Genomic DNA, 22,711 nt, shown 5'->3' on the forward strand with positions numbered 1-22,711 from the left:
CATAAAAAAGCCCCGCCTGATCACTCAGGCGGGGCTTTTTAGTGGCTGATGGAATCAGGCGAGGGGTTTAGGCTCGTGTTCTGCTTCCAAAGCCTTTGGAGCGTGCTCAACCACTGTTTCAGCAGGCAGGGCTTGCGCCTCGCCCCCTTCAACGGCGGCCGGTGCGGCAGCGGCAGCGGCAGCGGCTGCCTCAGCTTCCTTGCGGCGGCGACGCACTTCACGTGGGTCGTTCGGCGCGCGGCCGTTTTCGGTCAGGGCGCTGGCAGGAGCGGCTTCAACCACCGGAGCGGCGATCTCGGCAACCACCGCCGTTTCAACCACCGGCTGAGGCTCAACCACTGGCGCTGGTTCGGCAACCACTTCGGCAACCGGAGCTGGCGCTTCCTCTACCACGGGGGCAGTGGCTGGCGCTTCAACCGTAGCGGCTGGCTCGGCGGTCCACTGGAAGGCGGTCTGTTCTTCGCGAACTTCACGCACGGCCGGGGTGGCCTCTTCGACAACCGGTGCTTCAATGACGGCTTCAACCACTGGCTGAGACTCAACCACCGGTGCAGGGTCGACAGTGACCACTTCCACTTCGGGTTGAGCTTCGCGAACCGGTGCAACTTCCACTTCTGGAACCACTGGGGCTTCGATTGGGGTAGTTGCTTCAACAACCGGCGCTTCTACTGCTGGTGCTTCTACCACGGGCGTTTCAGCAACCGGTGCTTCTGGTGCTTCTACACCCACGGTTTCTTCAACGGCAGCGGTGGCACGTTCAGCTTGCTCGTGCGCCTGGGCTTCAGCCGGTGCGCTGATCACGGTGCTTGCAACGGCAGCTGTCACCGCCAGGCCAGCAGCCAGTTCGGCGCCCGTCGGCTCGGTGGTGGCGGCTTCTGCGTTCTCGCCGGTCTCTTCCGAGCCTTCGATTACATTGCCGTTGGCATCACGTTGACGCTCACGACGGTTGCTGCGGCGACGCTGGCCACGGGAGCGGCGGCGTGGACGATCGCCTTCGGCGTTGTCCTGGCCATCGTCCTGCAGTTGCTCTTCGCCGGTCAGCACTTCTTCTTCGCTGGCAGCAGCGGTTTGCTCGGTGCGTGGTTGACGCTCTTCACGCGGTGGGCGCGGCTGGCGCTCTTCACGTGGGGCGCGCTCTTCACGCGGCTGGCGAGCCGGGCGTTCTTCGCTGGCAACTTCGGCAGCAACAGCCGGGGCAGCGTCCAGTGGCTCGCGCAGTTCACGCACACGTTCTTCACGCTCGCCACGTGGCTTGCGATCTTCACGGGGCGCGCGTGGGGTACGTGGTGCGCGCTCTTCACGCGGTGCACGTTCTTCACGGGCTACGGTTGGGGTTTCTTCACGGGCTTCGCGAGGTGCACGCTCTTCACGTGGCGCACGCTCTTCACGCGGTGCACGTTCTTCACGCGGTGCACGTTCTTCGCGAGGCTTGCGCTCTTCGTCACGGCGACCGTTGCGGTTACGGCTTTGCTGACGGCCGTTGCGACGCTCCTCGTTGCGTGCCGGGCGTTCGGTGACGGGTTTTTCAATCACAACCGGGGCCGCAGGCTCTTCTTTGGTCGCGAACAGGCTGACCAGCGACTTTACCAGGCCTTTGAACAGGCTTGGTTCAGGCAGTGCGGCCGGTGCGGCGACCGGTGCAGCCGCTTCAACTGGAACCGGTGCATTGGCACGCGCCGGAGCAGTCTTCACGGCGGCTTCCTGGCGAACCAGGGTGCGGGTCGCGGCAGCTGGCTGGACTTCTTCGACTTCGGCCGCTGCAGCAGCGATTTCGTAGCTGGACTGGCCGCTGTGCGCTTCCGGGCTGTCATCACGCAGGCGCTGCACTTCGAAGTGCGGCGTCTCGAGGTGATCGTTCGGCAGGATCACGATGCGGGCACGGGTGCGCAGTTCGATCTTGGTGATCGAGTTGCGTTTTTCGTTGAGCAGGAAGGCGGCAACCGGGATTGGCACTTGCGCGCGGACTTCGGCGGTGCGGTCTTTCAGGGCTTCTTCTTCGATCAGGCGCAGGATCGCCAGGGACAGCGATTCGACGTCACGGATGATGCCGGTGCCGTTGCAACGCGGGCAGACAATGCCGCTGCTCTCGCCCAGGGATGGGCGCAGGCGCTGACGGGACATTTCCAGCAGGCCGAAGCGTGAGATACGGCCGACCTGTACACGGGCACGGTCAGCTTCCAGGCATTCGCGGACTTTTTCTTCCACGGCGCGCTGGTTCTTGGCCGGGGTCATGTCGATGAAGTCGATCACGATCAGGCCGCCGATGTCACGCAGGCGCAGCTGACGGGCGATTTCTTCAGCCGCTTCCAGGTTGGTCTGCAGGGCGGTTTCTTCGATGTCGCTGCCTTTGGTCGCACGCGCCGAGTTGATGTCGATGGACACCAGGGCTTCGGTCGGGTCGATCACAATGGAGCCGCCGGAAGGCAGTTCGACCACGCGCTGGAAGGCGGTCTCGATCTGGCTTTCGATCTGGAAGCGGTTGAACAGCGGAACGCTGTCTTCGTACAGCTTGATCTTGCTGGCGTACTGCGGCATCACCTGGCGGATGAAGGTCAGGGCTTCGTCCTGGGCTTCAACGCTGTCGATCAGCACTTCGCCGATGTCCTGGCGCAGGTAATCGCGGATGGCGCGGATGATCACATTGCTTTCCTGGTAGATCAGGAATGGCGCGGAACGATCCAGGGACGCTTCTTTGATAGCGGTCCACAATTGCAGCAGGTAGTCGAGGTCCCATTGCATTTCTTCGCTGCTGCGGCCTAAGCCTGCAGTGCGAACGATCAGGCCCATGTCGGCCGGTGCGATCAAGCCGTTCAGCGCTTCACGCAGTTCGTTGCGCTCTTCGCCTTCGATGCGACGGGAAATGCCGCCGGCACGTGGGTTGTTCGGCATCAGGACCAGGTAACGGCCAGCCAGGCTGATGAAGGTGGTCAGGGCCGCACCCTTGTTGCCACGTTCTTCTTTTTCGACCTGAACGATGACTTCCTGGCCTTCGCTCAGGACGTCCTTGATGTTCACGCGGCCTTCAGGGGCTTTCTTGAAGTATTCGCGGGAGATTTCTTTGAGGGGCAGGAAGCCATGGCGCTCGGAGCCGAAATCGACAAAGGCAGCCTCAAGGCTTGGTTCGATGCGAGTAATACGGCCTTTATAGATGTTGGCCTTCTTTTGCTCGCGTGCACCGGATTCGATATCCAGGTCGTAGAGGCGTTGGCCATCTACCAGTGCAACACGCAACTCTTCGGGTTGAGTTGCGTTAATCAGCATTCTTTTCATGTTGTACCGTCGGTTTCCGGGCTGCCGGAAACGGCGTTCGGCACACACGACTTCTCACGGTCGGTGTCAGGTGCGTCAAGAGTGGTTGGCCACTCCAGTGTCCAGCAAAACCCGCCAATGTGGGCCGGTATCGCGACGGACGCGTCCTGCTTGTTAGCGGTGGTACAAAGGCACCACTTCAACAAAAGCTAAGGTCAGGAGGAGGAATCAACCGGCGACTGTGGACGAGATGAAGCGTCTAAATATAAGCCTAGTGCTACACGGTCCGACGGTTGTGCATCTCCACCCTACACGTATCCCTGATAATTCGGGTGCTGCCGCGCGCAGAATCCGCAGCGGGTTGGCATTTACCGTGTTCTCCAATGGGGAGTCCACGCTCATGGCTAAACAAGACTAGGTGTGGGCGATTGCGCTCTCACTCAGCTCTTAACAGGCGTTGTTTCCGAAGCATTCGCCATGGTCTGGCTCAAGACTGACTGCACTTTGTGAACTGGCCGTAAATATCGGCGCAGAACGCGAGTATTCACTCTGCTTTCTGCACTCGCTTCAGGCCTCATGTCACCTGCACTTGTTACAATCTCGAACCTTTCACGATGGCGAAAGCCCCGTAGGACGGCCTCGCGTCCTGATGAATTGCGATGGTCAGGGCCGGCAGTTTGCCGCAAGTCCTCTGTCCAGGCCGCTTTTGGCGGCGTTCGCGACTATAGCAGCAATGATTAAGTGCTTCAATTCCATAAAAAATTGTTATCATCGTCGCCATGACGACTACCGCCCCCCAGACCCCCAGCGTCCAGCTGCTTGAGGTCTCGCCGGAATATGCCGGCCAACGCATCGACAATTTTCTATTGGCCAGGCTCAAAGGCGTGCCCAAAACCTTGATTTACCGCATCTTGCGTAAAGGCGAAGTGCGCGTTAACAAGGGGCGCATCAAGCCCGAGTACAAGTTGCAGGCGGGCGATATCGTCCGTGTGCCGCCCGTGCGCGTGCCTGAACGTGACGAGCCCGTACCGCTGGCCCAGGGCCTTTTGCAGCGCCTTGAAGCCTCGATTGTCTTTGAAGACAGCAAGCTGATCGTGATCAACAAGCCGTGCGGCATTGCCGTTCACGGCGGCAGCGGCCTGACCTTCGGCGTGATCGAAGCCTTCCGCCAGTTACGCCCGGATGCCAAGGAACTGGAGCTGGTCCATCGCCTCGATCGCGACACCTCCGGCCTGCTGATGATTGCCAAAAAGCGCAGCATGTTGCGCCACCTGCACACGGCCTTGCGTGGTGACGGTGTGGACAAGCGCTATATGGCGCTGGTGCGAGGCAACTGGGCCAGTTCGATCAAGAGCGTTCGTGCGCCGTTGCAGAAGAGTAACTTGCGCTCCGGCGAACGCATGGTTGAAGTGGACGAGGAGGGCAAAGAGGCCCTGACTTTGTTCAAGGTGCTGCGCCGCTTCGGCGATTTCGCCACCCTGGTCGAGGCCAAACCGGTGACCGGCCGTACCCATCAGATTCGTGTGCACACCTTGCACGCAGGCCACTGCATTGCTGGCGACACCAAATACGGTGATGAGGATTTTTCCAAGGAAATCCGCGACCTGGGCGGTAAGCGCCTTTTCCTGCATGCCTACATGCTGACGGTTCCGCTGCCAGATGGCGGTGAGCTGAAGTTGCAGGCGCCGGTCGATGAGATGTGGGCCAAGACCGTGGAGCGTTTGAGTGTCGCACCTTGATTACAAGCTGCTAATTTTCGACTGGGACGGCACCCTCTGTAATTCCATTGGTCGGATCGTCGATTCAATGCACGCAGCCTCGACCCGCTCGGGCTTTGCGTTGTGCACTGATCTGGCGGTAAAAGGCATTATCGGTCTGGGCTTGCCTGAGGCGATCCGTACCTTGTACCCCCAGATCAGCGATGCTGAACTGGTCACCTTTCGTGACCATTACGCTGATCATTATATTGCGCTGGAGGCCACGCCTTCGCCGTTGTTCGACGGTGTGGTGCAGTCGCTCGATGCGTTCCGCGCCGAGGGTTATCACTTGGCTGTGGCCACCGGCAAGGCCCGTCGCGGTCTGGACCGGGTGCTCAAGGCGCATGGGTTTGAAGATTATTTCGACATCACTCGTGCAGCGGATGAAACCGCCAGCAAACCCCATCCTCTGATGCTGGAGCAGATCCTCGCGCATTGCGGCGTCGCGCCGCGCCAGGCCTTGATGGTGGGTGATGCGTCCTTCGACCTGATGATGGCGCGCAACGCCGGTATGGACAGCGTGGCAGTCAGCTACGGTGCGCAGGCTGCCGAGGCCTTGCAGCAATACGAGCCGAGGCTGACGATTGATCATTTTTCTGAACTGCGGGCCTGGCTCAGTCGGGCCCAATAAGTCTTTGCTGGGGTTAATGGCATGAGTGACGAGTGGAAAGCGCCCGAAAAGGCCGAGAGCGGCGATGATAGAAGCTGGAAGTTGCTGGAGAAGACCCTTCTGGCCAGCGTTCAGGAGCAGCGCCGTTCGCGGCGTTGGGGGATTTTTTTCAAGCTGCTGACCTTTGTTTACCTGCTCGGCATGCTGGCGCTGTTCAGCCCGCTGATGGATATGGAAAAAAGTGCCACCCGCGGCAGTAATTACACCGCCTTGATCGAGGTGCGTGGGGTAATTGCTGACAAGGAATCCGCCAGCGCCGACAACATTGTCAGCAGCTTGCGTGCTGCGTTTGAAGACCCGAAGGTCAAGGGTGTGATCCTGCGCATCAATAGCCCCGGCGGCAGCCCTGTTCAGTCGGGTTACGTGTATGACGAGATTCGTCGCTTGCGCGCACTGCACCCTGATACCAAGTTGTACGCGGTGATCTCTGATCTCGGCGCCTCGGGTGCTTATTACATTGCCAGCGCCGCTGACCAGATCTACGCCGACAAGGCTAGCCTGGTTGGTTCCATTGGTGTGACGGCGGCAGGTTACGGTTTTGTCGGCGCCATGGAAAAGCTCGGCGTGGAGCGTCGCACCTACACCTCGGGCGAGCACAAGTCGTTCCTGGATCCGTTCCAGCCGCAAAAGGCTGATGAAACCCAGTTCTGGCAGGGTGTACTCGATACCACCCACCGTCAGTTCATTGCCAGTGTTAAGCAGGGGCGTGGTGATCGTCTGAAGGACAAAGACCATCCGGAGTTGTTCTCAGGGCTGGTGTGGTCGGGTGAGCAGGCGTTGCCGCTGGGCTTGATCGATGGCCTGGGCAGTGCCAGTTCGGTGGCGCGGGATGTGATTGGCGAGAAAGAATTGGTGGATTTCACGGTTGAGGAATCGCCGTTTGATCGCTTCTCCAAGAAGCTCGGCGCTAGCGTGGCGGAGAAATTGGCTTTGTACATGGGCTTTCAGGGCCCGACGCTGCGCTGAGATCTCAAGGTCTGTGTCGATAAAGGTGGGAGGGGGCTTGCTCCCGATAGCAGTGGATCAGCCAGCTTATCTGTGGCTGACCCGCCGCCATCGGGAGCAAACCCCCTCCCACATTTGGTTTTGCGCTGGTTTTAAGGGGTTTGCACGCCCTCGGCCAGCAGCATATCCACCAGGCGAATCAGCGGTAAGCCGACAAGGCTGGTCGCGTCCGGGCCTTCGGTGCTTTGAAACAGGCTCACGCCCAGCCCTTCAGCCTTGAAGCTGCCGGCACAGTCGTAGGGCTGCTCAATGCGCAAGTAGCGCTCGATGCGCTCGGCGTCCAGCACACGCATGTGCACGCTAAATGGCACGCAGTCGACCTGGCAGTGCCCGGTCTCGCTGTTAAGCAGTGCGAGGCCTGTCAGGAAGCTTACGCGCTTGCCGCTGGCGGCAAGCAGTTGTTCGCGAGCGTTTTCGAACGTGTGGGGCTTGCCGATGATCCTGCCTTCGAGCGCGGCAACCTGGTCGGAGCCGATAATCAAATGCCCGGGATGGCTGCCGGCGAGGGCGCGGGCTTTCTCTTCGGCCAGGCGTTTGACCAGCGCGATGGCGGGCTCATTTTCGCGGTGGCTTTCGTCGATGTCCGGCGAGCTGTAGATGAACGGCAGGTGCAGGCGGCTCAGCAATTCCCGACGGTAAACCGAGCTGGATGCGAGTAATAAAGGCAGCATGGGCGTCTCCTTAAGGCAGTTGGAGATTCTAGCGAGGCGACCAGCTGACGCACAGGGCTGAATTTCCTTTGACATGGCTGGGTGCATCCCTATAATGCTGCGCCTATGTTGAATGACCCGATTCCACCTCACGTTGACCCGCGCAAATTGGCAGATCGTGGCACTTCCCTTCAAGGTGAATTGCTGCTGGCCGATTTGGAGAGACTCTGCGACCCGCTTTCCGACACTGTCGGTACGGTGCAGGCCAAATTCGTTTTTGAACGAGATGAACGTAAGTCTGTGGTAATCCACAGCTTTATCGACACCGAAGTCAAAATGGTTTGCCAGCGTTGTCTTGAGCTGGTCACCCTGCCGATTCACAGCGAATGCAGTTACGCTGTGGTGAAGGAGGGTGCGAATACCCAGTCGTTGCCGAAAGGTTATGACGTGCTGGAACTGGGCGAAGATCCTTTGGATCTGCATGCACTGATCGAGGAGGAGCTTCTGCTCGCCTTGCCCATTGTGCCTGCTCATCATCCGGAAGAATGCCAGCAGCCGGAGGGTCTCGATGACGAGGCCGAGCCGAGCGAGGACGAGGTAACGCGGTCCAACCCGTTCAGTGTATTGGCGCAGTTAAAGCGTGACCCAAACGTTTAGGAGTTAATCAATTATGGCTGTTCAGCAGAACAAAAAATCCCGCTCTGCCCGTGACATGCGTCGTTCGCACGATGCCCTGACGGCAAGCACTCTGTCTGTAGAAAAAACCACTGGTGAAATTCACCTGCGTCACCACGTATCGCCAGAAGGCGTATACCGTGGCCGTAAAGTGATCGACAAGGGCGCTGACGAGTAATCACTTGTCTGCTCAAGTCATCGCGATTGACGCAATGGGCGGGGACTTCGGTCCCCGCAGCATTGTTCAGGCTTGCATTGCCAGCCTGTCTGCAACGCCCTCGCTGCACCTGACCCTCGTCGGTCAACCTTCCCTTCTTGAAGAACTGATTGCCAGCCATCCGGCGGTCGATCGCGCGCGCCTGACGGTTACAGCGGCCAGCGAAACCATCAGTATGGATGACAAGCCGGCGACAGCCCTGCGCGGCAAGCCCGACTCGTCAATGCGCGTGGCCCTTGAGCTATTGCGTGATGGCAAAGTGCAAGCCTGTGTCAGTGCAGGCAATACTGGCGCGTTGATGGCGTTGTCGCGGCATGTGCTCAAGACGCTGCCCGGGATTGACCGGCCGGCGATGGTCGCGGCGATCCCCACGCAGAAAGGCTATTGCCAGCTGTTGGACTTGGGCGCGAACGTCGATTGCACTGCTGAACACTTGTTCCAGTTCGCTGTGATGGGCTCAGTCGCCGCTGAGGCGTTGGGCGTGACCCGGCCGCGGGTCGCGTTGCTCAATATCGGCACCGAAGACATCAAGGGCAATCAGCAGGTCAAGCTCGCCGCCACCTTGTTGCAAAGTGCGCGGGGCTTGAACTACATCGGCTTTGTCGAAGGTGATGGCTTGTATCGCGGCGAAGCTGATGTGGTGGTGTGCGACGGGTTTGTCGGCAATATCCTGCTCAAGTCCAGCGAAGGCCTGGCAACCATGATCGCCATGCGTATCGAGGCCTTGTTCAAGCAGAGCCTGGTGTCACGCTTTGTCGGCGCCCTGGCGTTGCCGTTGATGCGCCGCTTGCAGGCCGACCTGGCGCCGGCGCGGCATAACGGGGCGAGCTTTTTGGGGTTGCAGGGCATTGTCGTCAAAAGCCACGGTTCGGCGGGCGTGCAAGGCTTTCAAAGTGCGATTGCACGGGCGTTGATCGAGATTCAGGAAAACCTGCCGCAACGCTTGCGCGGACGTCTTGAAGACCTGTTGCCTTAGGCGAATCGGCTCGGGAGTGCTTAAATGTGACCGGCCAGTTCAATCGACCATCCAATCTGTCAGTTTCGTGCGTTCCCACCCTTGGATTCATCTCAAAATCGGGGGCGCACATTTTTGACGACCAGATCATTAGGGGCTTGTTACATGTCTACATCCCTCGCATTCGTCTTTCCAGGGCAGGGTTCGCAGACCCTCGGCATGTTGGCCGAGCTGGGCGCGCAACATCCGCTGATCCTGGAAACCTTCAAGGAGGCTTCCGACGCCCTGGGTTACGACCTGTGGGCGCTGACTCAGCAGGGTCCGGAAGAGCAACTCAATCAAACCGATAAAACCCAGCCAGCCATCCTGACCGCTTCGATCGCCCTGTGGCGCTTGTGGCTGGCGGAAGGCGGCGCGCGGCCGGCTTACGTGGCCGGTCATAGCCTGGGCGAATACAGTGCTTTGGTAGCGGCTGGCAGCCTGACCCTCGGTGAAGCGGTCAAACTGGTCGAGCGTCGTGGTCAACTGATGCAAGAGGCCGTTCCGGCCGGGCAGGGCGGCATGGCCGCTATTCTGGGCCTGGACGATGCCGTTGTGATCGAAGCCTGCGCCGAAGCGGCTCAGGGCGACGTGGTCAGCGCAGTGAACTTCAACTCCCCTGGCCAGGTGGTGATCGCTGGTACCAAGGTGGCGGTTGAGCGCGCCATCGAAGGCTGCAAGGCCCGTGGTGCCAAGCGCGCCTTGCCATTGCCGGTCAGCGTGCCGTCCCATTGTGAGCTGATGCGCCCGGCCGCTGAGCGGTTTGCCGAGTCTATCGCGGCTATCAACTGGCAGGCGCCGCAGATCCCGCTGGTGCAGAACGTCAGCGCAGCCGTTGCCGCCGACCTCGACACCCTCAAGCGCGATCTGCTGGAGCAACTCTACAAGCCTGTGCGCTGGGTTGAGTCTGTGCAGACCCTGGCCGCCAATGGCGCCACCGAGCTGGTTGAGTGCGGCCCAGGCAAAGTCCTGGCCGGCCTGAACAAGCGCTGCGCCGACGGTGTGTCGACTGCCAACCTCAATACCCCGGATGCCTTCGCTGCCGCTCGTGCGGCACTGGCCTGAATCCCTGATCCCCGAACTTAGGAGAAGCCTGCATGAGTCTGCAAGGTAAAGTTGCACTGGTTACCGGCGCCAGCCGTGGCATTGGCCAGGCGATCGCCCTGGAATTGGGCCGTCAGGGCGCCGTTGTCATTGGTACCGCCACGTCTGCCTCAGGCGCTGAGCGTATCGCCGCGACCTTGAAGGAAAACGGCGTGCAGGGCACCGGCCTTGAGCTGAACGTGACCAGTGACGAGTCGGTTGCTGCTGTATTGGCCCAGATCACTGCACAATTTGGCGCGCCAGCTATTCTGGTAAACAACGCCGGTATCACCCGCGACAACCTGATGATGCGCATGAAAGACGACGAGTGGTACGACGTGGTCGATACCAACTTGAACAGTCTGTTTCGCCTGTCCAAAGGCGTTTTGCGCGGCATGACCAAGGCGCGTTGGGGGCGAATTATCAATATTGGCTCCGTAGTGGGTGCCATGGGCAACGCAGGCCAAGTAAACTACGCCGCGGCCAAAGCCGGTCTGGAAGGTTTCAGTCGTGCATTGGCCCGTGAGGTCGGCTCGCGGTCGATTACGGTCAACTCGGTGGCCCCAGGGTTCATCGACACCGATATGACCCGTGAGCTGCCCGAAGCGCAGCGTGAAGCTTTGCTGACGCAGATTCCGCTGGGCCGTCTGGGTCAGGCTCAAGAGATCGCAAATGTGGTCACTTTCCTGGCATCCGACGGTGCGGCATACGTGACTGGGGCTACAATCCCGGTGAACGGCGGGATGTACATGAGTTAAATTGTGACGGATCGCTTCAAAAAAATGTCATACGAGCTGTCTAAAATCCGTTATAAAGCTGCAACTTAATTTATAGGCAGGTGGCCGACGGGGTACAGGGTGAAGCTTTCAGTTGAAAAGCTGAAATGGCTTTCTATACACTTACCCACTGGCCAGCTGCCTGAATTTGTCCATTAGGAGTGAAAACAAGGTATGAGCACCATCGAAGAGCGCGTCAAGAAAATCGTTGCCGAGCAACTGGGCGTTAAAGAAGAAGAAGTGACCAACTCCGCTTCCTTCGTTGAAGACCTGGGTGCCGACTCCCTTGACACCGTTGAGCTGGTGATGGCTCTGGAAGAGGAATTCGAGACCGAAATCCCGGACGAAGAAGCTGAAAAAATCACTACTGTTCAAGCTGCTATCGACTACGTTACTGCCCACCAGGCGTAATAGTTTGTAGTCGTCGCTTGCTGTTAGGGAAAAACCGCACTGCTGTAACGGCGTGCGGTTTTTTCTTTAGCTCAGATGAAAATTGAGCGCTCAAGCGAAGTGTCGTCATTAGAAAAAGGAGAGTGCTGTGTCGCGTAGACGCGTCGTAGTCACCGGTATGGGTATGTTGTCGCCACTGGGCACGGATGTGCCGAGCAGTTGGCAGGGCATTCTGGCTGGCCACAGTGGTATTGGTCTGATCGAACACACGGACCTTTCTGCCTATTCCACCCGTTTTGGCGGCTCGGTAAAGGGGTTCAATGTCGAGGAATATCTCTCGATCAAAGAGTCCCGCAAACTCGACCTGTTCATTCAATACGGCCTGGCAGCGGGTTTTCAGGCAGTGCGTAATGCCGGCCTGGAAGTCACCGACGCCAACCGTGAGCGCATCGGCGTGGCGATGGGTTCGGGTATTGGCGGTTTGACCAATATTGAAGAAACCAGCCGCACGCTGCACGATTCCGGCCCCCGTCGAATTTCACCGTTCTTCGTACCGGGCTCGATCATCAATATGATTTCGGGTTTCCTGTCCATCCACTTGGGTGCACAGGGGCCTAACTACGCCATTGCGACGGCATGCACCACAGGCACTCACTGCATCGGCATGGCGGCGCGCAATATCGCCTATGACGAGGCTGACGTGATGATCGCCGGTGGCGCTGAGATGGCCGCCTGCGGCCTGGGCATGGGCGGCTTCGGCGCGTCCCGTGCGCTGTCGACCCGCAATGACGAACCGACCCGTGCCAGTCGTCCGTGGGACAAAGGCCGTGACGGTTTTGTGCTGGCCGACGGTGCTGGCGCCCTGGTGTTGGAAGAGTTGGAGCACGCTAAAGCGCGTGGTGCCACTATCTACGCCGAGCTGATCGGCTTTGGCATGAGTGGTGACGCCTACCACATGACTTCGCCACCGTCCGACGGCGCCGGTGCTGCACGTTGCATCACCAACGCCTTGCGTGATGCGAAGGTCAACGCCGACCAAGTGCAGTACATCAATGCCCACGGCACCTCGACCCCGACCGGCGACTTGGCGGAAGCCGAAGCCATCAAGTCGGTGTTCGGCGAGCACGCCTACAAGCTGGCGGTCAGCTCCACCAAGTCCATGACGGGCCACTTGTTGGGGGCGGCGGGCGCGGTCGAGGCGATCTTCAGTGTGATGGCCATCAAGGATCAGGTCGCTCCGCCGACCATCAACCTCGATGAGCCGGACGAAGGCTGCGACCTGAACTTCGTGCCTCACGAAGCGCAGCCGATGCCGATCGACGTAGTGATCTCCAACTCGTTCGGTTTTGGTGGCACCAACGGTTCTCTGGTGTTCCGCCGGTTTGCGCAGTGATGCACAGCTGGGTCGACGGTCAGCCAGCGGGCAGCGTGCCCCTGAAAGATCGCGGCCTGGCGTATGGCGATGGGCTGTTTGAAACCCTCGCCGTCAAGGCTGGGCAGCCTGTGCTGCTCGAGCGTCACCTGCAACGCCTTGATGAGGGTTGCAGGCGCGTTGCCTTGGTTGCGGACCAGACACTGATCCGCGACGAAGTGCTGGCTTACGCCAGCGCCCTTGGCGACGGTGTCCTCAAGTTGATCCTCACCCGTGGCGACAGCCTGCGCGGTTACGGCATCAACCCCGGCGCCCCGGCGCGCCGTATCTTGCAGGGCAATCCGCCCGCTACTTATCCTCCCGCGCATGGAGCCGACGGCATACGCCTGTTTCCGTGCGCCACCCGCTTGGCCGAGCAGCCTTTGCTTGCCGGTCTCAAGCACCTTAATCGCTTGGAACAAGTGATGGCCCGTGCTGAGTGGCAGGATGCCGAGCATGCCGAAGGGCTTATGCTGGATATGTCCGGCCGTGTCATTGAGGGCGTGTTCAGCAACCTTTTTTTGGTGCGCAACGGCTTGTTACTTACCGCTGATCTGAATCGTTGCGGGGTTGCGGGGGTCATGCGCGCGGAGATTCTGGCCCAGGCGCAAGCACTGGGCATCCCGCAGGCCGTGGCCGACATCAGCCTTGAGCAGTTGCAGCAGGCCGACGAGGTTTTTGTCTGCAACAGCGTCTATGGCATTTGGCCGGTGCGTGGCTGTGCTGCGATGAGCTGGTCGGTTGGGCCGCTCACCCGTAAACTGCAGGCCATTGTTCGCGCGCTATTGGATATTTGAGTTGATACGAAAACTGATTTTACTGCTGCAGATCGGCTTGGTCTCGGCAGGCTTGCTGCTGGGGTTCTCGGCCTGGAAGCTGGATTCTGCCTTGAAGCAGCCCCTGAATCTGACCCAGGAACAATTGCTCGATGTGCCTGCCGGGTCGACCCCAACGGGCACCTTCAATCGCCTCGAAACTGAAGGCGTGCTCAATGATGCCTTCTGGCTGCGCCTTTACTGGCGTTTCAATCTCGACGGCCAGCCGTTGCAGAGCGGCGAATACCGCATGACGCCTGGCCTTACCGCCGAAGGTTTGATCGGCCTGTGGCAGCGCGGCGAAGTGGTGCAGTACAGTCTGACCCTGGTCGAAGGCTGGAACTTCCGCCAAGTGCGCTCGGCCCTGGCCAAGCATGAAAAGATTGCGCAGACCTTGTCGGGTTTGAGCGACAGTGAAGTGATGGACAAGCTCGGTCACCCTGGCGTGTTCCCTGAAGGGCGGTTTTTCCCTGACACTTACCGCTTCGTGCGCGGCATGACCGACGTCGAATTCCTGAAAAAAGCCTACAACCGTTTGGATGACGTGCTCGCCCAGGAGTGGAGCAAACGCGCCGCCGATGCGCCCTACACCGATCCTTACCAGGCGCTGATCATGGCCTCGCTGGTGGAGAAAGAGACCGGCGTACCGCAGGAGCGTGGGCAGATTGCCGGCGTGTTCGTGCGGCGCATGAAGATCGGCATGCTGCTGCAGACCGACCCGACGGTGATCTACGGGTTAGGCGAACGTTACAACGGCAAGTTGACCCGTGCGCATCTCAAGGAAGCCAACCCGTACAACACCTACCTGATTGCCGGCCTGCCGCCGACGCCGATCGCCATGGTCGGCCGCGAGGCGATCCATGCCGCGTTGAACCCGGTGCCGGGCAGCAGCCTGTATTTCGTCGCCCGCGGCGATGGCAGCCATATTTTTTCCGATGACCTCGATGCGCATAATGCCGCTGTACGCGAGTTTCAGCTCAAGCGTCGAGCTGACTACCGCTCTAGCCCGGCGCCGGCTGTGAAACCGCAGGACGACGCGGCTCCGCCTGCCGTGGCCCCGACTGACGCGCCGGTTGAAACGCCCGCCGAGCGTGCGCCGGATAGCGCCGCGCCGCAAAGCCCGCAATGACTCTGACTAAGGACTGCCTGTGACTGGCTTGTTTATTACCCTGGAAGGCCCGGAAGGCGCTGGAAAAAGTACCAATCGCGATTACCTGGCTGAGCGCTTGCGTGTTGAGGGTATCGAGGTGGTGTTGACCCGTGAGCCCGGTGGCACGCCGCTGGCCGAGCGAATCCGTGAAGTGCTGCTGGCCCCAGGCGAAGAACAGATGAACCCGGACACCGAGCTGCTGCTGGTGTTTGCTGCCCGCGCCCAGCACCTGGCCGAAGTGATTCGCCCGGCCCTGGCACGTGGCGCCGTAGTGATTTGCGACCGTTTTACCGATTCGACCTACGCCTACCAAGGCGGTGGTCGCGGCTTGTCGCTCGAGCGCATTGCTACTCTGGAAACGTTCGTCCAAGGCGATGTGCGCCCTGACCTGACGCTGTTATTCGATCTGCCGGTGGAAGTGGGCATGGCTCGCGCGAGCGCTCGCGGCCGCCTTGATCGTTTCGAACTTGAAGGCCGGGCCTTCTTCGACGCCGTGCGCAGTGCGTTCCTCGCCCGTGCCAAGGCCGAGCCTGCGCGTTATCACCTGTTGGACGCGGCCCAGCCGCTGGCACAGGTACAGCAGGCCATTGATGCCCTGCTGCCCAATCTGCTGGAGCGCGCCCGTGGCTGAAGCGTACCCGTGGCAGGAGAGTCTCTGGCAGCAATTGGCGGGACGTGCCCAGCATGCCCATGCCTATTTGCTGCATGGGCCGTCGGGTATCGGCAAGCGGGCGTTGGCCGAACGGCTCATGGCGAGCCTGCTGTGTCAGCGACCGGTCAAGCTTGAAGCTTGCGGTGAGTGCAAGTCTTGCCTGCTGCTCAAGGCCGGCAGCCACCCTGACAACTACCTGCTGGAGCCCGAGGAAGCTGACAAGGCGATCAAGGTCGACCAAGTGCGTGACCTTGTCAGCTTCGTGGTGCAGACCGCGCAGATGGGCGGGCGCAAGGTGGTTTTGATTGAGCCAGTGGAGGCGATGAATATCAACGCTGCCAACGCCTTGCTCAAAAGCCTGGAAGAACCCTCGGGCGATACGGTGCTGCTGCTGGTGAGCCACCAGTCCAGCCGCTTATTGCCGACCATTCGCAGCCGCTGCGTGCAGCAGGCCTGCCCGTTACCGAGCGAGGCCATGAGCTTGCAGTGGCTGGAGCAGGCGCTGGCGGAGTGTTCCGCGGACGAACGGGTTGAGTTGCTGACCCTGGCGGCCGGTTCCCCCTTGGCGGCTGTGAAGCTGCAGGCTCAAGGCGTGCGCGAGCAACGTGCTTTGGTGGTCGATGGCGTCAAGAAGCTGCTCAAGCAAGAGCAGTCTGCCACGCAGCTGGCCGAGAGCGCCTGGAAGGACATTCCGTTGCTGCTGCTGTTCGACTGGTTCTGTGATTGGTCGAGCCTGATCCTGCGCTACCAGTTGACACAGGATGAAAATGGCCTCGGTCTGCCGGATATGCGCAAAGTTGTGCAGTACCTCGCGCAGAAGAGTGCGCAGGACAAGGTGCTGAATATTCAGGATTGGATTCTGGCCCAACGTCAGAAAGTCCTCGGCAAAGCTAACCTGAACCGCGTGCTGTTACTCGAAGCCTTACTGGTGCAATGGGTCGGCTTGCTCGGCCGGCGTTAATTTCCGTGGCCGACGGGTGTAGTGTTGGCCAGACATTTTCCGTAGCTCATCTTTACCGGACAAAGTGGTCATTCCTTATGCTCGTAGACTCCCATTGCCACCTTGATCGCCTCGACCTTACCCAGCACGGTGGCTCCCTCGACGCCGCCCTGGAAGCTGCGCGTCAGCGCGGAGTAGGGCATTTCCTGTGTATCGGCATCAGCGCCGAGAACGCCGCCGACGTCAAAGCGCTGGCTGATCGTTATGCCGATGTCGATTGTTCGGTGGGCATCCACCCGCTGGATCTCAAGCCCGGTGAGGCGCCGGCCCTCGACTGGTTATTGGGCGAGCTCAATCACCCGCGCGTGGTGGCAATTGGCGAAACCGGCCTGGATTACCACTACGAACCCGAAGCCGCTCAATTGCAGCAAGCGTCTTTCCGCCTGCACCTGCAGGCCGCGCAGCAAACCGGCAAGCCGGTGATCGTCCACACCCGTGGTGCGCGTGCCGACACCCTGACCCTGTTGCGTGAAGCTGCGTTGCCCCAGGCCGGCGTGCTGCACTGCTTTACCGAAGACTGGGACATGGCCAGGGCCGCCCTGGACCTGGGTTTCTACATTTCCCTGTCAGGTATCGTCACCTTCCGCAACGCCGATGCCCTTCGCGACGTGGCGCGCCAGGTACCGGCCGATCGCCTGCTGGTGGAAACCGATTCGCCGTACCTGGCGCCCATCCCTCATCGCGGCAAGCCAAACCTGCCCGAATATGTGCGCGATGTGGCGGATTACCTGGCGATGTTGCGGGGTGAGTCGTACGAGTGCTTTGCCGAACAGACCACCGAGAACTTCAAGCGCCTGTTCCCGCTCGCGCATGTTGCCGGCTGACATGGACAAATCGCAGGCAAAAAAAACCCGGGTTCTGGGGGGTGAATCCGGGCTAAGACCATTAGGAGTAAAACAAGGGTACGCAGTCCGTCGGTACCCAGGTCGACGCGTCACTTGGGGGAGATGCCACGTCGACACTTCAAGTATTGATCACTATCCCATTCAGTCCAGTCGCATCTGATCGTTTTTTAAACAGATTTGGAATACGCGCGCTTCGCTTGAGTTCTCATTGAGCAGGTGTTCGGTCGTAGTTGTTGTGTATTATTTCTGACTGAGACCCAGTAAATCGTTGGCGTGCTGAGAGTAAACTGCTTGGCGGGTTCACATAGGCGTTGCCCAACGACCGTTCAGTCGGGATAATCCCTCGCACTGGGTAAATCGTATCGCCACGTATCAATGGCCCTGCGCAATCCCTCCCACATTGACCTCTGCAGACCTCTCCCTCATGCAAAAAGAACCCCGTAAGGTCCGTGAGTTTCGCCGCCGTGAGCAGGAAATTCTCGACACCGCACTCAAGCTGTTCCTCGAACAGGGTGAAGACAGCGTCACCGTCGAGATGATTGCGGATGCCGTGGGTATCGGCAAAGGCACGATCTACAAGCACTTCAAGTCCAAGGCCGAGATCTACCTGCGCCTGATGCTCGACTACGAGCGCGACTTGAACGAGCTGCTGCATTCGGCCGATGTCGACAAAGACAAGGAAGCTTTGTCCCGCGCCTACTTCGAGTTCCGCATGCGCGACCCGCAGCGCTACCGCTTGTTCGACCGCCTGGAAGAGAAGGTGGTCAAGGGCCATCAGGTGCCGGAGATGGTTGAGGAGTTGCACAAGATCCGCGCCTCGAACTTCGAACGCTTGACCCTGCTGATCAAGGGCCGTATCAGTGAAGGCAAGCTTGAAGATGTGCCGCCCTATTTTCACTACTGCGCCGCTTGGGCGTTGGTGCACGGCGCCGTGGCGTTGTACCACTCGCCGTTCTGGAGCAATGTGCTGGAAGATCAGGAAGGTTTCTTCCAGTTCCTGATGGACATCGGCGTGCGCATGGGCAACAAGCGCAAGCACAGCAGCGAACTGCCGAGTGCTGAGCCGAAGAGCGGCGAGACCCCTGCGACTTAAGCTATTCCCGACAGTGATGGCGCAATGATTTACTGCCAGTTGCAGTACCCCAGGAATATACTCAGGCAAGGACCTTGCTAAAAACTGATTTATAAGTCAGCTTTTAGCGCGCCCGAATCATCTTCTGCCGGAGTGATCCATGATCGTTGATCGTCAAGGCAGGCGGTTTCGCAATTTGCGAATCAGCCTGACCTCAGCCTGCAATTACGCGTGTACCTACTGCGTGCCTAACGGTAAGCGGTTGGTGGCTGCCCAGGACGAACTCTCGGCCGAGGCCATGGCTCGTGGCGTGGCTTATCTGATTGAAGCGGCGGGTATCGAGCGCCTGCGCATCACGGGCGGCGAGCCGCTGGTGAGCCCCAAGCTGGAAGCCTTCATGGGCGCAGTGGGCGGTATGGGCCTCAGTGATATCAGCCTGACCACCAACGGCCAATTGCTGGCGCGCAAACTGCCGCTGCTGGTGGATGCCGGTATTCGCCGGATCAACGTGTCCCTCGATACCCTCGACGCCGATGCCTTCCGCACCATCGCCCGTGGCGGCGACCTGGCCACCGTGCTCGATGGCATGGACCAGGCACGGGCCGCCGGGATCAAGATCAAGGTCAACATGGTGCCGTTGCGGGGTCAGAACCTGGATCAGGTGATGCCGCTGCTTGATTACTGTCTGGAACGTGGCTACGAGCTGCGCTTCATTGAACTGATGCGCATGGGCCACTTGGCCAAGGATTCCAACGCGTTCCTGCAGCAATTCGTCAGCCTGCAACAACTGCTCAGCCTGATCGGCGAGCATCACGAATACCTGCAAGCCAACGCACCTGTGGACGCCACCGCGGTGCGCTACGAAGTGCCGGGCAAGGGCTTCTTCGGCGTAATTGCCAACGAAAGCGTGCCGTTCTGCCGCACGTGTTCGCGGCTGCGCTTGTCATCGACCGGCTGGCTGCATGGCTGTTTATCGTCGAGCAACCGTCACTATGTCGGTGACCTGCTCGACCAGCCGCGCCACCAGGCACTACCGGCCTTGCAAGGCCTGCTGATGAAGGCCCTCGGCGATAAACAGGAAGTAGCCTTCTCGGGCGGTGCCACTATTATGAAGATCATCGGCGGCTGACGTCGCTACTGAAGCTTCACACCCATCAATGTGCGAGGGGGCTTGCTCCCGATAGCGCTGCATCAGTCACCCGGTGCAGTGGCTGACAGACTGTCTTCGGGAGCATGGCCCTGTGACATTTGAGCGGTGTCGTCTCCAAATGGCGCGGATTCTGCATTACGTGCCCATTCGCCGGTTTTCCGTCACCGGCTTCTGGAGGATTAGGATGCGAAGTCTGGTTTTGTTGCTGGCGTCATTGACGTTGAGTGGTTGCATGACCGTCAGCGATATGGCCGAAGGCACCCGCTATCAGATGAGCGACGCCGGGTTGCTGGACCACAGTGATACGCGCCGCACCGCGTCGATTCGCATACAGCCGGACTCTTTTGTCTTTATCGCCCAGGGCGCCTTTGTGCCACCGGGCAGCGCCTACCCACGACCTAACGTGGTTGCCGAAGAAGCCTTCAATGGCTTCGTCGAGTACTTTCCCATGGTACGCCGCGCCCGTAAGCCAGAGGGGCTCGAGCAAGCGATGTCTGAAGCCCGTGCGGCGGGTGCTCATTACTTGCTGTATTGCCGCTTTGCGGCCGCCGATGACCGTATTGGCAATGCCGATGAGTGGACCGATCAACAAGCCCTCGACCGCGTCGGCCTGGACAGCGGCGTCATCCAGATCATGTTGATCGAGACCAGCACCCAGTATTTGATTGATACTGCACGTATTCGCAGTCGTGGCGGTTTACTGACGTTCCACGACAATAAGCCAGAAGATCTGATTGCCCGCCCCTTGGCACAGTACGCCCGCCGCCTGCTAGGCATGGGAGATCAGTAAAACTCAAGGAGAGCTTCATGACCGATTCCGCCAAGGCCAATGATCTATTGGCCCAACTGCCCAAGGGCAAGGGGCCGGCACCGGTGCACCTGTGGAACCCGGATTTCTGCGGCAATATCGACATGCGCATCGCCCGTGATGGCACCTGGTTTTACCAAGGTACGCCGATCGGGCGTCAGCCTATGGTCAAATTGTTCTCTAACATCATTCGCCGCGATGGCGATGATTATTTCCTGGTCACTCCGGTGGAAAAGGTCGGCATCACCGTCGATGATGCGCCGTTTGTCGCGGTAACCCTTGAAGTCGAAGGGCAGGGCGAAGATCAAGTGCTGCGCTTCATCACCAACGTCGACGAGCCAATTGAAGCCGGCCTCGAACATCCATTGCGCGTCGTAATCGACCCCGTCACCGAGGAGCCCGCGCCGTATCTGCGCGTGCGCACCAACCTTGAAGCCCTTGTGCATCGCAACGTGTTCTACCAATTGGTCGAGCTGGCCGTCAGCCGTCCGATCAACGGTAAAAGTTGGTTGGGCGTCTGGAGTGGCGGGGAATTTTTCCGCATTGGCCTGGAGCCGTGAGGCCGTCTTTTTCATCGTTATGAAATAATTCGCTTGCTGTCATCGAACGCTTTCGGTTATCAATTTGTACATGATTAGACATGTCCGATTTGATAAGAAAAAACGCGTCGTCGACGAGCTCATCCGCCGTATCGAGGGCGGGGTGATGGCTGACGGTTTCCTGCTGCCGGGCGAGCATCAGTTGGCTGAAGAATTCGCGGTCAGCCGTGGCACCTTGCGCGAAGCGTTGGCAGAGCTCAAACGGCGTAACTACATCGCCACCCAGAGCGGTGTCGGCTCTATCGTCACCTTTGACGGCATGGTGCTCGACCAACGTAGCGGCTGGGCCCAGGCCCTGGCCGATACTGGCGCGCGGGTCTCCACCGACATCCTGCGGCTCGAAGCTGTGACCCGTCCAGACCTGCTCAGCCGCTTCGGCAGCGACCAATTCATCGCGCTCGACCGCCGTCGGCGCACCACGGATGGCACAGCAGTGTCCCTCGAGCGCTCGTTAATGCCGGCGACCGGTGGCCTGGAAAGCCTGCCCCGCGTTGGTCTGATCGACGACTCCCTGACCATCACCCTGGCCGCCTACGGCTATGTCGGCGCCGAAGGTGACCAGTGGATCGGCGCCGAGCCCCTGAGCGATGAAGACGCCGAGTTGCTCGGCCGCCCGGCCGGCACGGTGTTTCTCAAAGCCTCACGCACCACCTACGACCGTCGCGAGCGTTTCATGGAGTACGTCGAAAGCCTGCTCGACCCTCTGCACTTTCGCCTGCACTTGCAGTTTGGAGCGTCCAAATGACCGCGGAAAATCGCGCCCTTGGTGCCTTCTACGGCCTGGCCTTGGGCGATGCGTTAGGTATGCCCACCCAGTCTTTGAGTCGCGAGCAGGTGCAAAAGCGATTCGGTGCGATCACTGGCCTGGAAGCCGCCGATGCCGATCAGCCTATCGCGCCAAACATGCCAGCCGGCGCCATCACCGATGACACCGAACAAGCGATCCTGGTCGGCGAGTTGCTGGTGGAAGGCAAGGGCAGGATCGAACCGACCGTCCTCGCCCAACGCCTGATTGACTGGGAAGCGGTGATGCGCGCCAAAGGCTCCCAGGATTTGCTCGGGCCATCGACCAAACGCGCCATCGACATGATCCTCGCTGGCCACACCCCTGAAGAATCCGGGCGCTACGGCACCACCAATGGCGCCGCGATGCGCATCACGCCCGTGGGAATCGCCGCCGACGTGCGCGACCCGGCCCAGTTTATCCAGGCGGTGATTCAGGCCTGCCAGGTCACCCATAACACCACGCTGGGCATCTCCAGTGCGGCGGCAGTGGCCGCGGTGGTCTCGGCCGGCATCCATGGCGTGGACCTGGGCGAAGCACTCAATATTGGCACCCAGGTTGCCCAGCAGGCCGAACGCCACGGCCATTGGGTTGCCGGTGGACGCATTTCCACGCGCATCAGTTGGGCACGGACCTTGAGCGTCGGCTGTGGTGACAAAGCCCTGTTTGCCGACCTGCTCTACGAACTGATCGGCACCTCCGTCGCCTCCCAGGAATCGGTGGTGGTCTCGTTTGCCCTCGCGCAGCAAGTGGCGGTGGGTGCGATGAATGCCTTTGAGGCCGTGTGCCTGGCCGCCAGCCTTGGCGGCGACACCGACACCATCGCCGCGATCCTCGGCGCGATGTTGGGCGCGTGCCTGGGCTTGCAGTGCTGGCCGCAAGCGATGATTGAACAGGTCAAGCAAGTGAATGGCCTGGACTTGCAGCCACTGGTGCAGGGGCTGCTCGCATTGAGGTAA

23 protein-coding genes are annotated in these 22,711 nt (G+C 60.0%); 21 read left to right on the forward strand and 2 right to left on the reverse strand.

Features of this window, described 5'->3' with window-relative positions:
- Positions 1-54: 54 nt before the first annotated feature.
- Positions 55-3,270 carry a ribonuclease E gene (rne, locus tag FW764_RS03000; protein ID WP_446432690.1) on the reverse strand — a complete coding sequence of 1,072 codons (3,216 nt, stop codon included), beginning with the start codon at positions 3,268-3,270 and terminating at the stop codon, positions 55-57.
- A gap of 758 nt (positions 3,271-4,028) precedes the next feature.
- Here rne and rluC point away from each other — a divergent pair.
- The 3 genes from rluC to FW764_RS03015 are packed head-to-tail and all read left to right on the forward strand — an operon-like array spanning position 4,029 to position 6,642.
- Positions 4,029-4,988 carry a 23S rRNA pseudouridine(955/2504/2580) synthase RluC gene (gene rluC, locus FW764_RS03005; RefSeq protein ID WP_446432691.1) on the forward strand — a complete coding sequence of 320 codons (960 nt, stop codon included), beginning with the start codon at positions 4,029-4,031 and terminating at the stop codon, positions 4,986-4,988.
- Entirely contained in the window at positions 4,975-5,637 is a 663-nt protein-coding gene (locus tag FW764_RS03010; protein WP_446432692.1) for an HAD-IA family hydrolase, read from the forward strand. The genes rluC and FW764_RS03010 overlap by 14 nt, the downstream gene beginning before the upstream one ends.
- 21 nt (positions 5,638-5,658) lie before the next feature.
- On the forward strand, positions 5,659-6,642 hold the full coding sequence (locus FW764_RS03015; protein ID WP_446432693.1) for a S49 family peptidase: 984 nt from the start codon (positions 5,659-5,661) through the stop codon (positions 6,640-6,642).
- Positions 6,643-6,773: 131 nt separating this feature from the next.
- Here the strand turns inward: FW764_RS03015 and FW764_RS03020 are convergent, their stop codons facing one another.
- A complete protein-coding gene (locus tag FW764_RS03020; RefSeq protein WP_446432694.1) occupies positions 6,774-7,352 on the reverse strand; it encodes a Maf family protein in 579 nt (192 codons plus the stop codon).
- A gap of 105 nt (positions 7,353-7,457) precedes the next feature.
- Between FW764_RS03020 and FW764_RS03025 the strand changes: the two genes are divergently transcribed.
- The 18 genes from FW764_RS03025 (at position 7,458) to FW764_RS03110 (ending at position 22,711) form a co-directional block, all read left to right on the forward strand.
- On the forward strand, positions 7,458-7,988 hold the full coding sequence (locus FW764_RS03025; protein WP_032886799.1) for a YceD family protein: 531 nt from the start codon (positions 7,458-7,460) through the stop codon (positions 7,986-7,988).
- A 13-nt stretch (positions 7,989-8,001) separates the two neighbouring features.
- Positions 8,002-8,184: a 50S ribosomal protein L32 gene (rpmF, locus tag FW764_RS03030; protein ID WP_008152339.1), complete on the forward strand. Its 183-nt coding sequence runs from the start codon at positions 8,002-8,004 to the stop codon at positions 8,182-8,184.
- Between the two features lie 4 nt (positions 8,185-8,188).
- A complete protein-coding gene (gene plsX, locus FW764_RS03035) occupies positions 8,189-9,199 on the forward strand; it encodes a phosphate acyltransferase PlsX (RefSeq protein ID WP_446432695.1) in 1,011 nt (336 codons plus the stop codon).
- A gap of 144 nt (positions 9,200-9,343) precedes the next feature.
- Positions 9,344-10,282, forward strand: coding sequence for an ACP S-malonyltransferase (gene fabD / locus FW764_RS03040; RefSeq protein WP_446432696.1), 939 nt, complete (start codon positions 9,344-9,346; stop codon positions 10,280-10,282).
- 32 nt (positions 10,283-10,314) lie between these two features.
- Positions 10,315-11,058 (forward strand): 3-oxoacyl-ACP reductase FabG, encoded by a 744-nt coding sequence (fabG, locus tag FW764_RS03045; RefSeq protein ID WP_010566560.1) that lies wholly within the window; start codon positions 10,315-10,317, stop codon positions 11,056-11,058.
- 192 nt (positions 11,059-11,250) lie between these two features.
- On the forward strand, positions 11,251-11,487 hold the full coding sequence (gene acpP, locus FW764_RS03050) for an acyl carrier protein (protein ID WP_016973676.1): 237 nt from the start codon (positions 11,251-11,253) through the stop codon (positions 11,485-11,487).
- A 127-nt stretch (positions 11,488-11,614) separates the two neighbouring features.
- Positions 11,615-12,859 carry a beta-ketoacyl-ACP synthase II gene (gene fabF, locus FW764_RS03055; protein ID WP_407019604.1) on the forward strand — a complete coding sequence of 415 codons (1,245 nt, stop codon included), beginning with the start codon at positions 11,615-11,617 and terminating at the stop codon, positions 12,857-12,859.
- Complete coding sequence (gene pabC / locus FW764_RS03060) at positions 12,859-13,674, forward strand: aminodeoxychorismate lyase (RefSeq protein ID WP_446432697.1); 816 nt, start codon at positions 12,859-12,861, stop codon at positions 13,672-13,674. The genes fabF and pabC overlap by 1 nt, the downstream gene beginning before the upstream one ends.
- A gap of 1 nt (position 13,675) precedes the next feature.
- Complete coding sequence (gene mltG, locus FW764_RS03065) at positions 13,676-14,821, forward strand: endolytic transglycosylase MltG (protein ID WP_446432698.1); 1,146 nt, start codon at positions 13,676-13,678, stop codon at positions 14,819-14,821.
- Between the two features lie 19 nt (positions 14,822-14,840).
- Entirely contained in the window at positions 14,841-15,473 is a 633-nt protein-coding gene (gene tmk / locus FW764_RS03070) for a dTMP kinase (protein WP_446432699.1), read from the forward strand.
- Entirely contained in the window at positions 15,466-16,455 is a 990-nt protein-coding gene (locus FW764_RS03075) for a DNA polymerase III subunit delta' (protein WP_446432700.1), read from the forward strand. The genes tmk and FW764_RS03075 overlap by 8 nt, the downstream gene beginning before the upstream one ends.
- Positions 16,456-16,532: 77 nt before the next feature.
- Positions 16,533-17,318, forward strand: a complete 786-nt coding sequence (locus FW764_RS03080; RefSeq protein WP_446432701.1) for a TatD family hydrolase — start codon at positions 16,533-16,535, stop codon at positions 17,316-17,318.
- Between the two features lie 445 nt (positions 17,319-17,763).
- Positions 17,764-18,432 (forward strand): TetR/AcrR family transcriptional regulator, encoded by a 669-nt coding sequence (locus tag FW764_RS03085; RefSeq protein ID WP_446432702.1) that lies wholly within the window; start codon positions 17,764-17,766, stop codon positions 18,430-18,432.
- A 139-nt stretch (positions 18,433-18,571) separates the two neighbouring features.
- Entirely contained in the window at positions 18,572-19,540 is a 969-nt protein-coding gene (locus FW764_RS03090; RefSeq protein WP_083357206.1) for a GTP 3',8-cyclase MoaA, read from the forward strand.
- 205 nt (positions 19,541-19,745) lie between these two features.
- Complete coding sequence (locus tag FW764_RS03095) at positions 19,746-20,351, forward strand: DUF4823 domain-containing protein (RefSeq protein WP_446432703.1); 606 nt, start codon at positions 19,746-19,748, stop codon at positions 20,349-20,351.
- 17 nt (positions 20,352-20,368) lie between these two features.
- Positions 20,369-20,929 carry a DUF1285 domain-containing protein gene (locus FW764_RS03100; protein ID WP_446432704.1) on the forward strand — a complete coding sequence of 187 codons (561 nt, stop codon included), beginning with the start codon at positions 20,369-20,371 and terminating at the stop codon, positions 20,927-20,929.
- 70 nt (positions 20,930-20,999) lie between these two features.
- The gene (locus tag FW764_RS03105; protein ID WP_446432705.1) at positions 21,000-21,713 is read left to right on the forward strand and encodes a GntR family transcriptional regulator; all 714 of its coding nucleotides are present in this window, start codon (positions 21,000-21,002) and stop codon (positions 21,711-21,713) included.
- Positions 21,710-22,711, forward strand: a complete 1,002-nt coding sequence (locus FW764_RS03110) for an ADP-ribosylglycohydrolase family protein (protein WP_446432706.1) — start codon at positions 21,710-21,712, stop codon at positions 22,709-22,711. The genes FW764_RS03105 and FW764_RS03110 overlap by 4 nt, the downstream gene beginning before the upstream one ends.

This window comes from Pseudomonas sp. 1152_12, assembly GCF_052850675.1.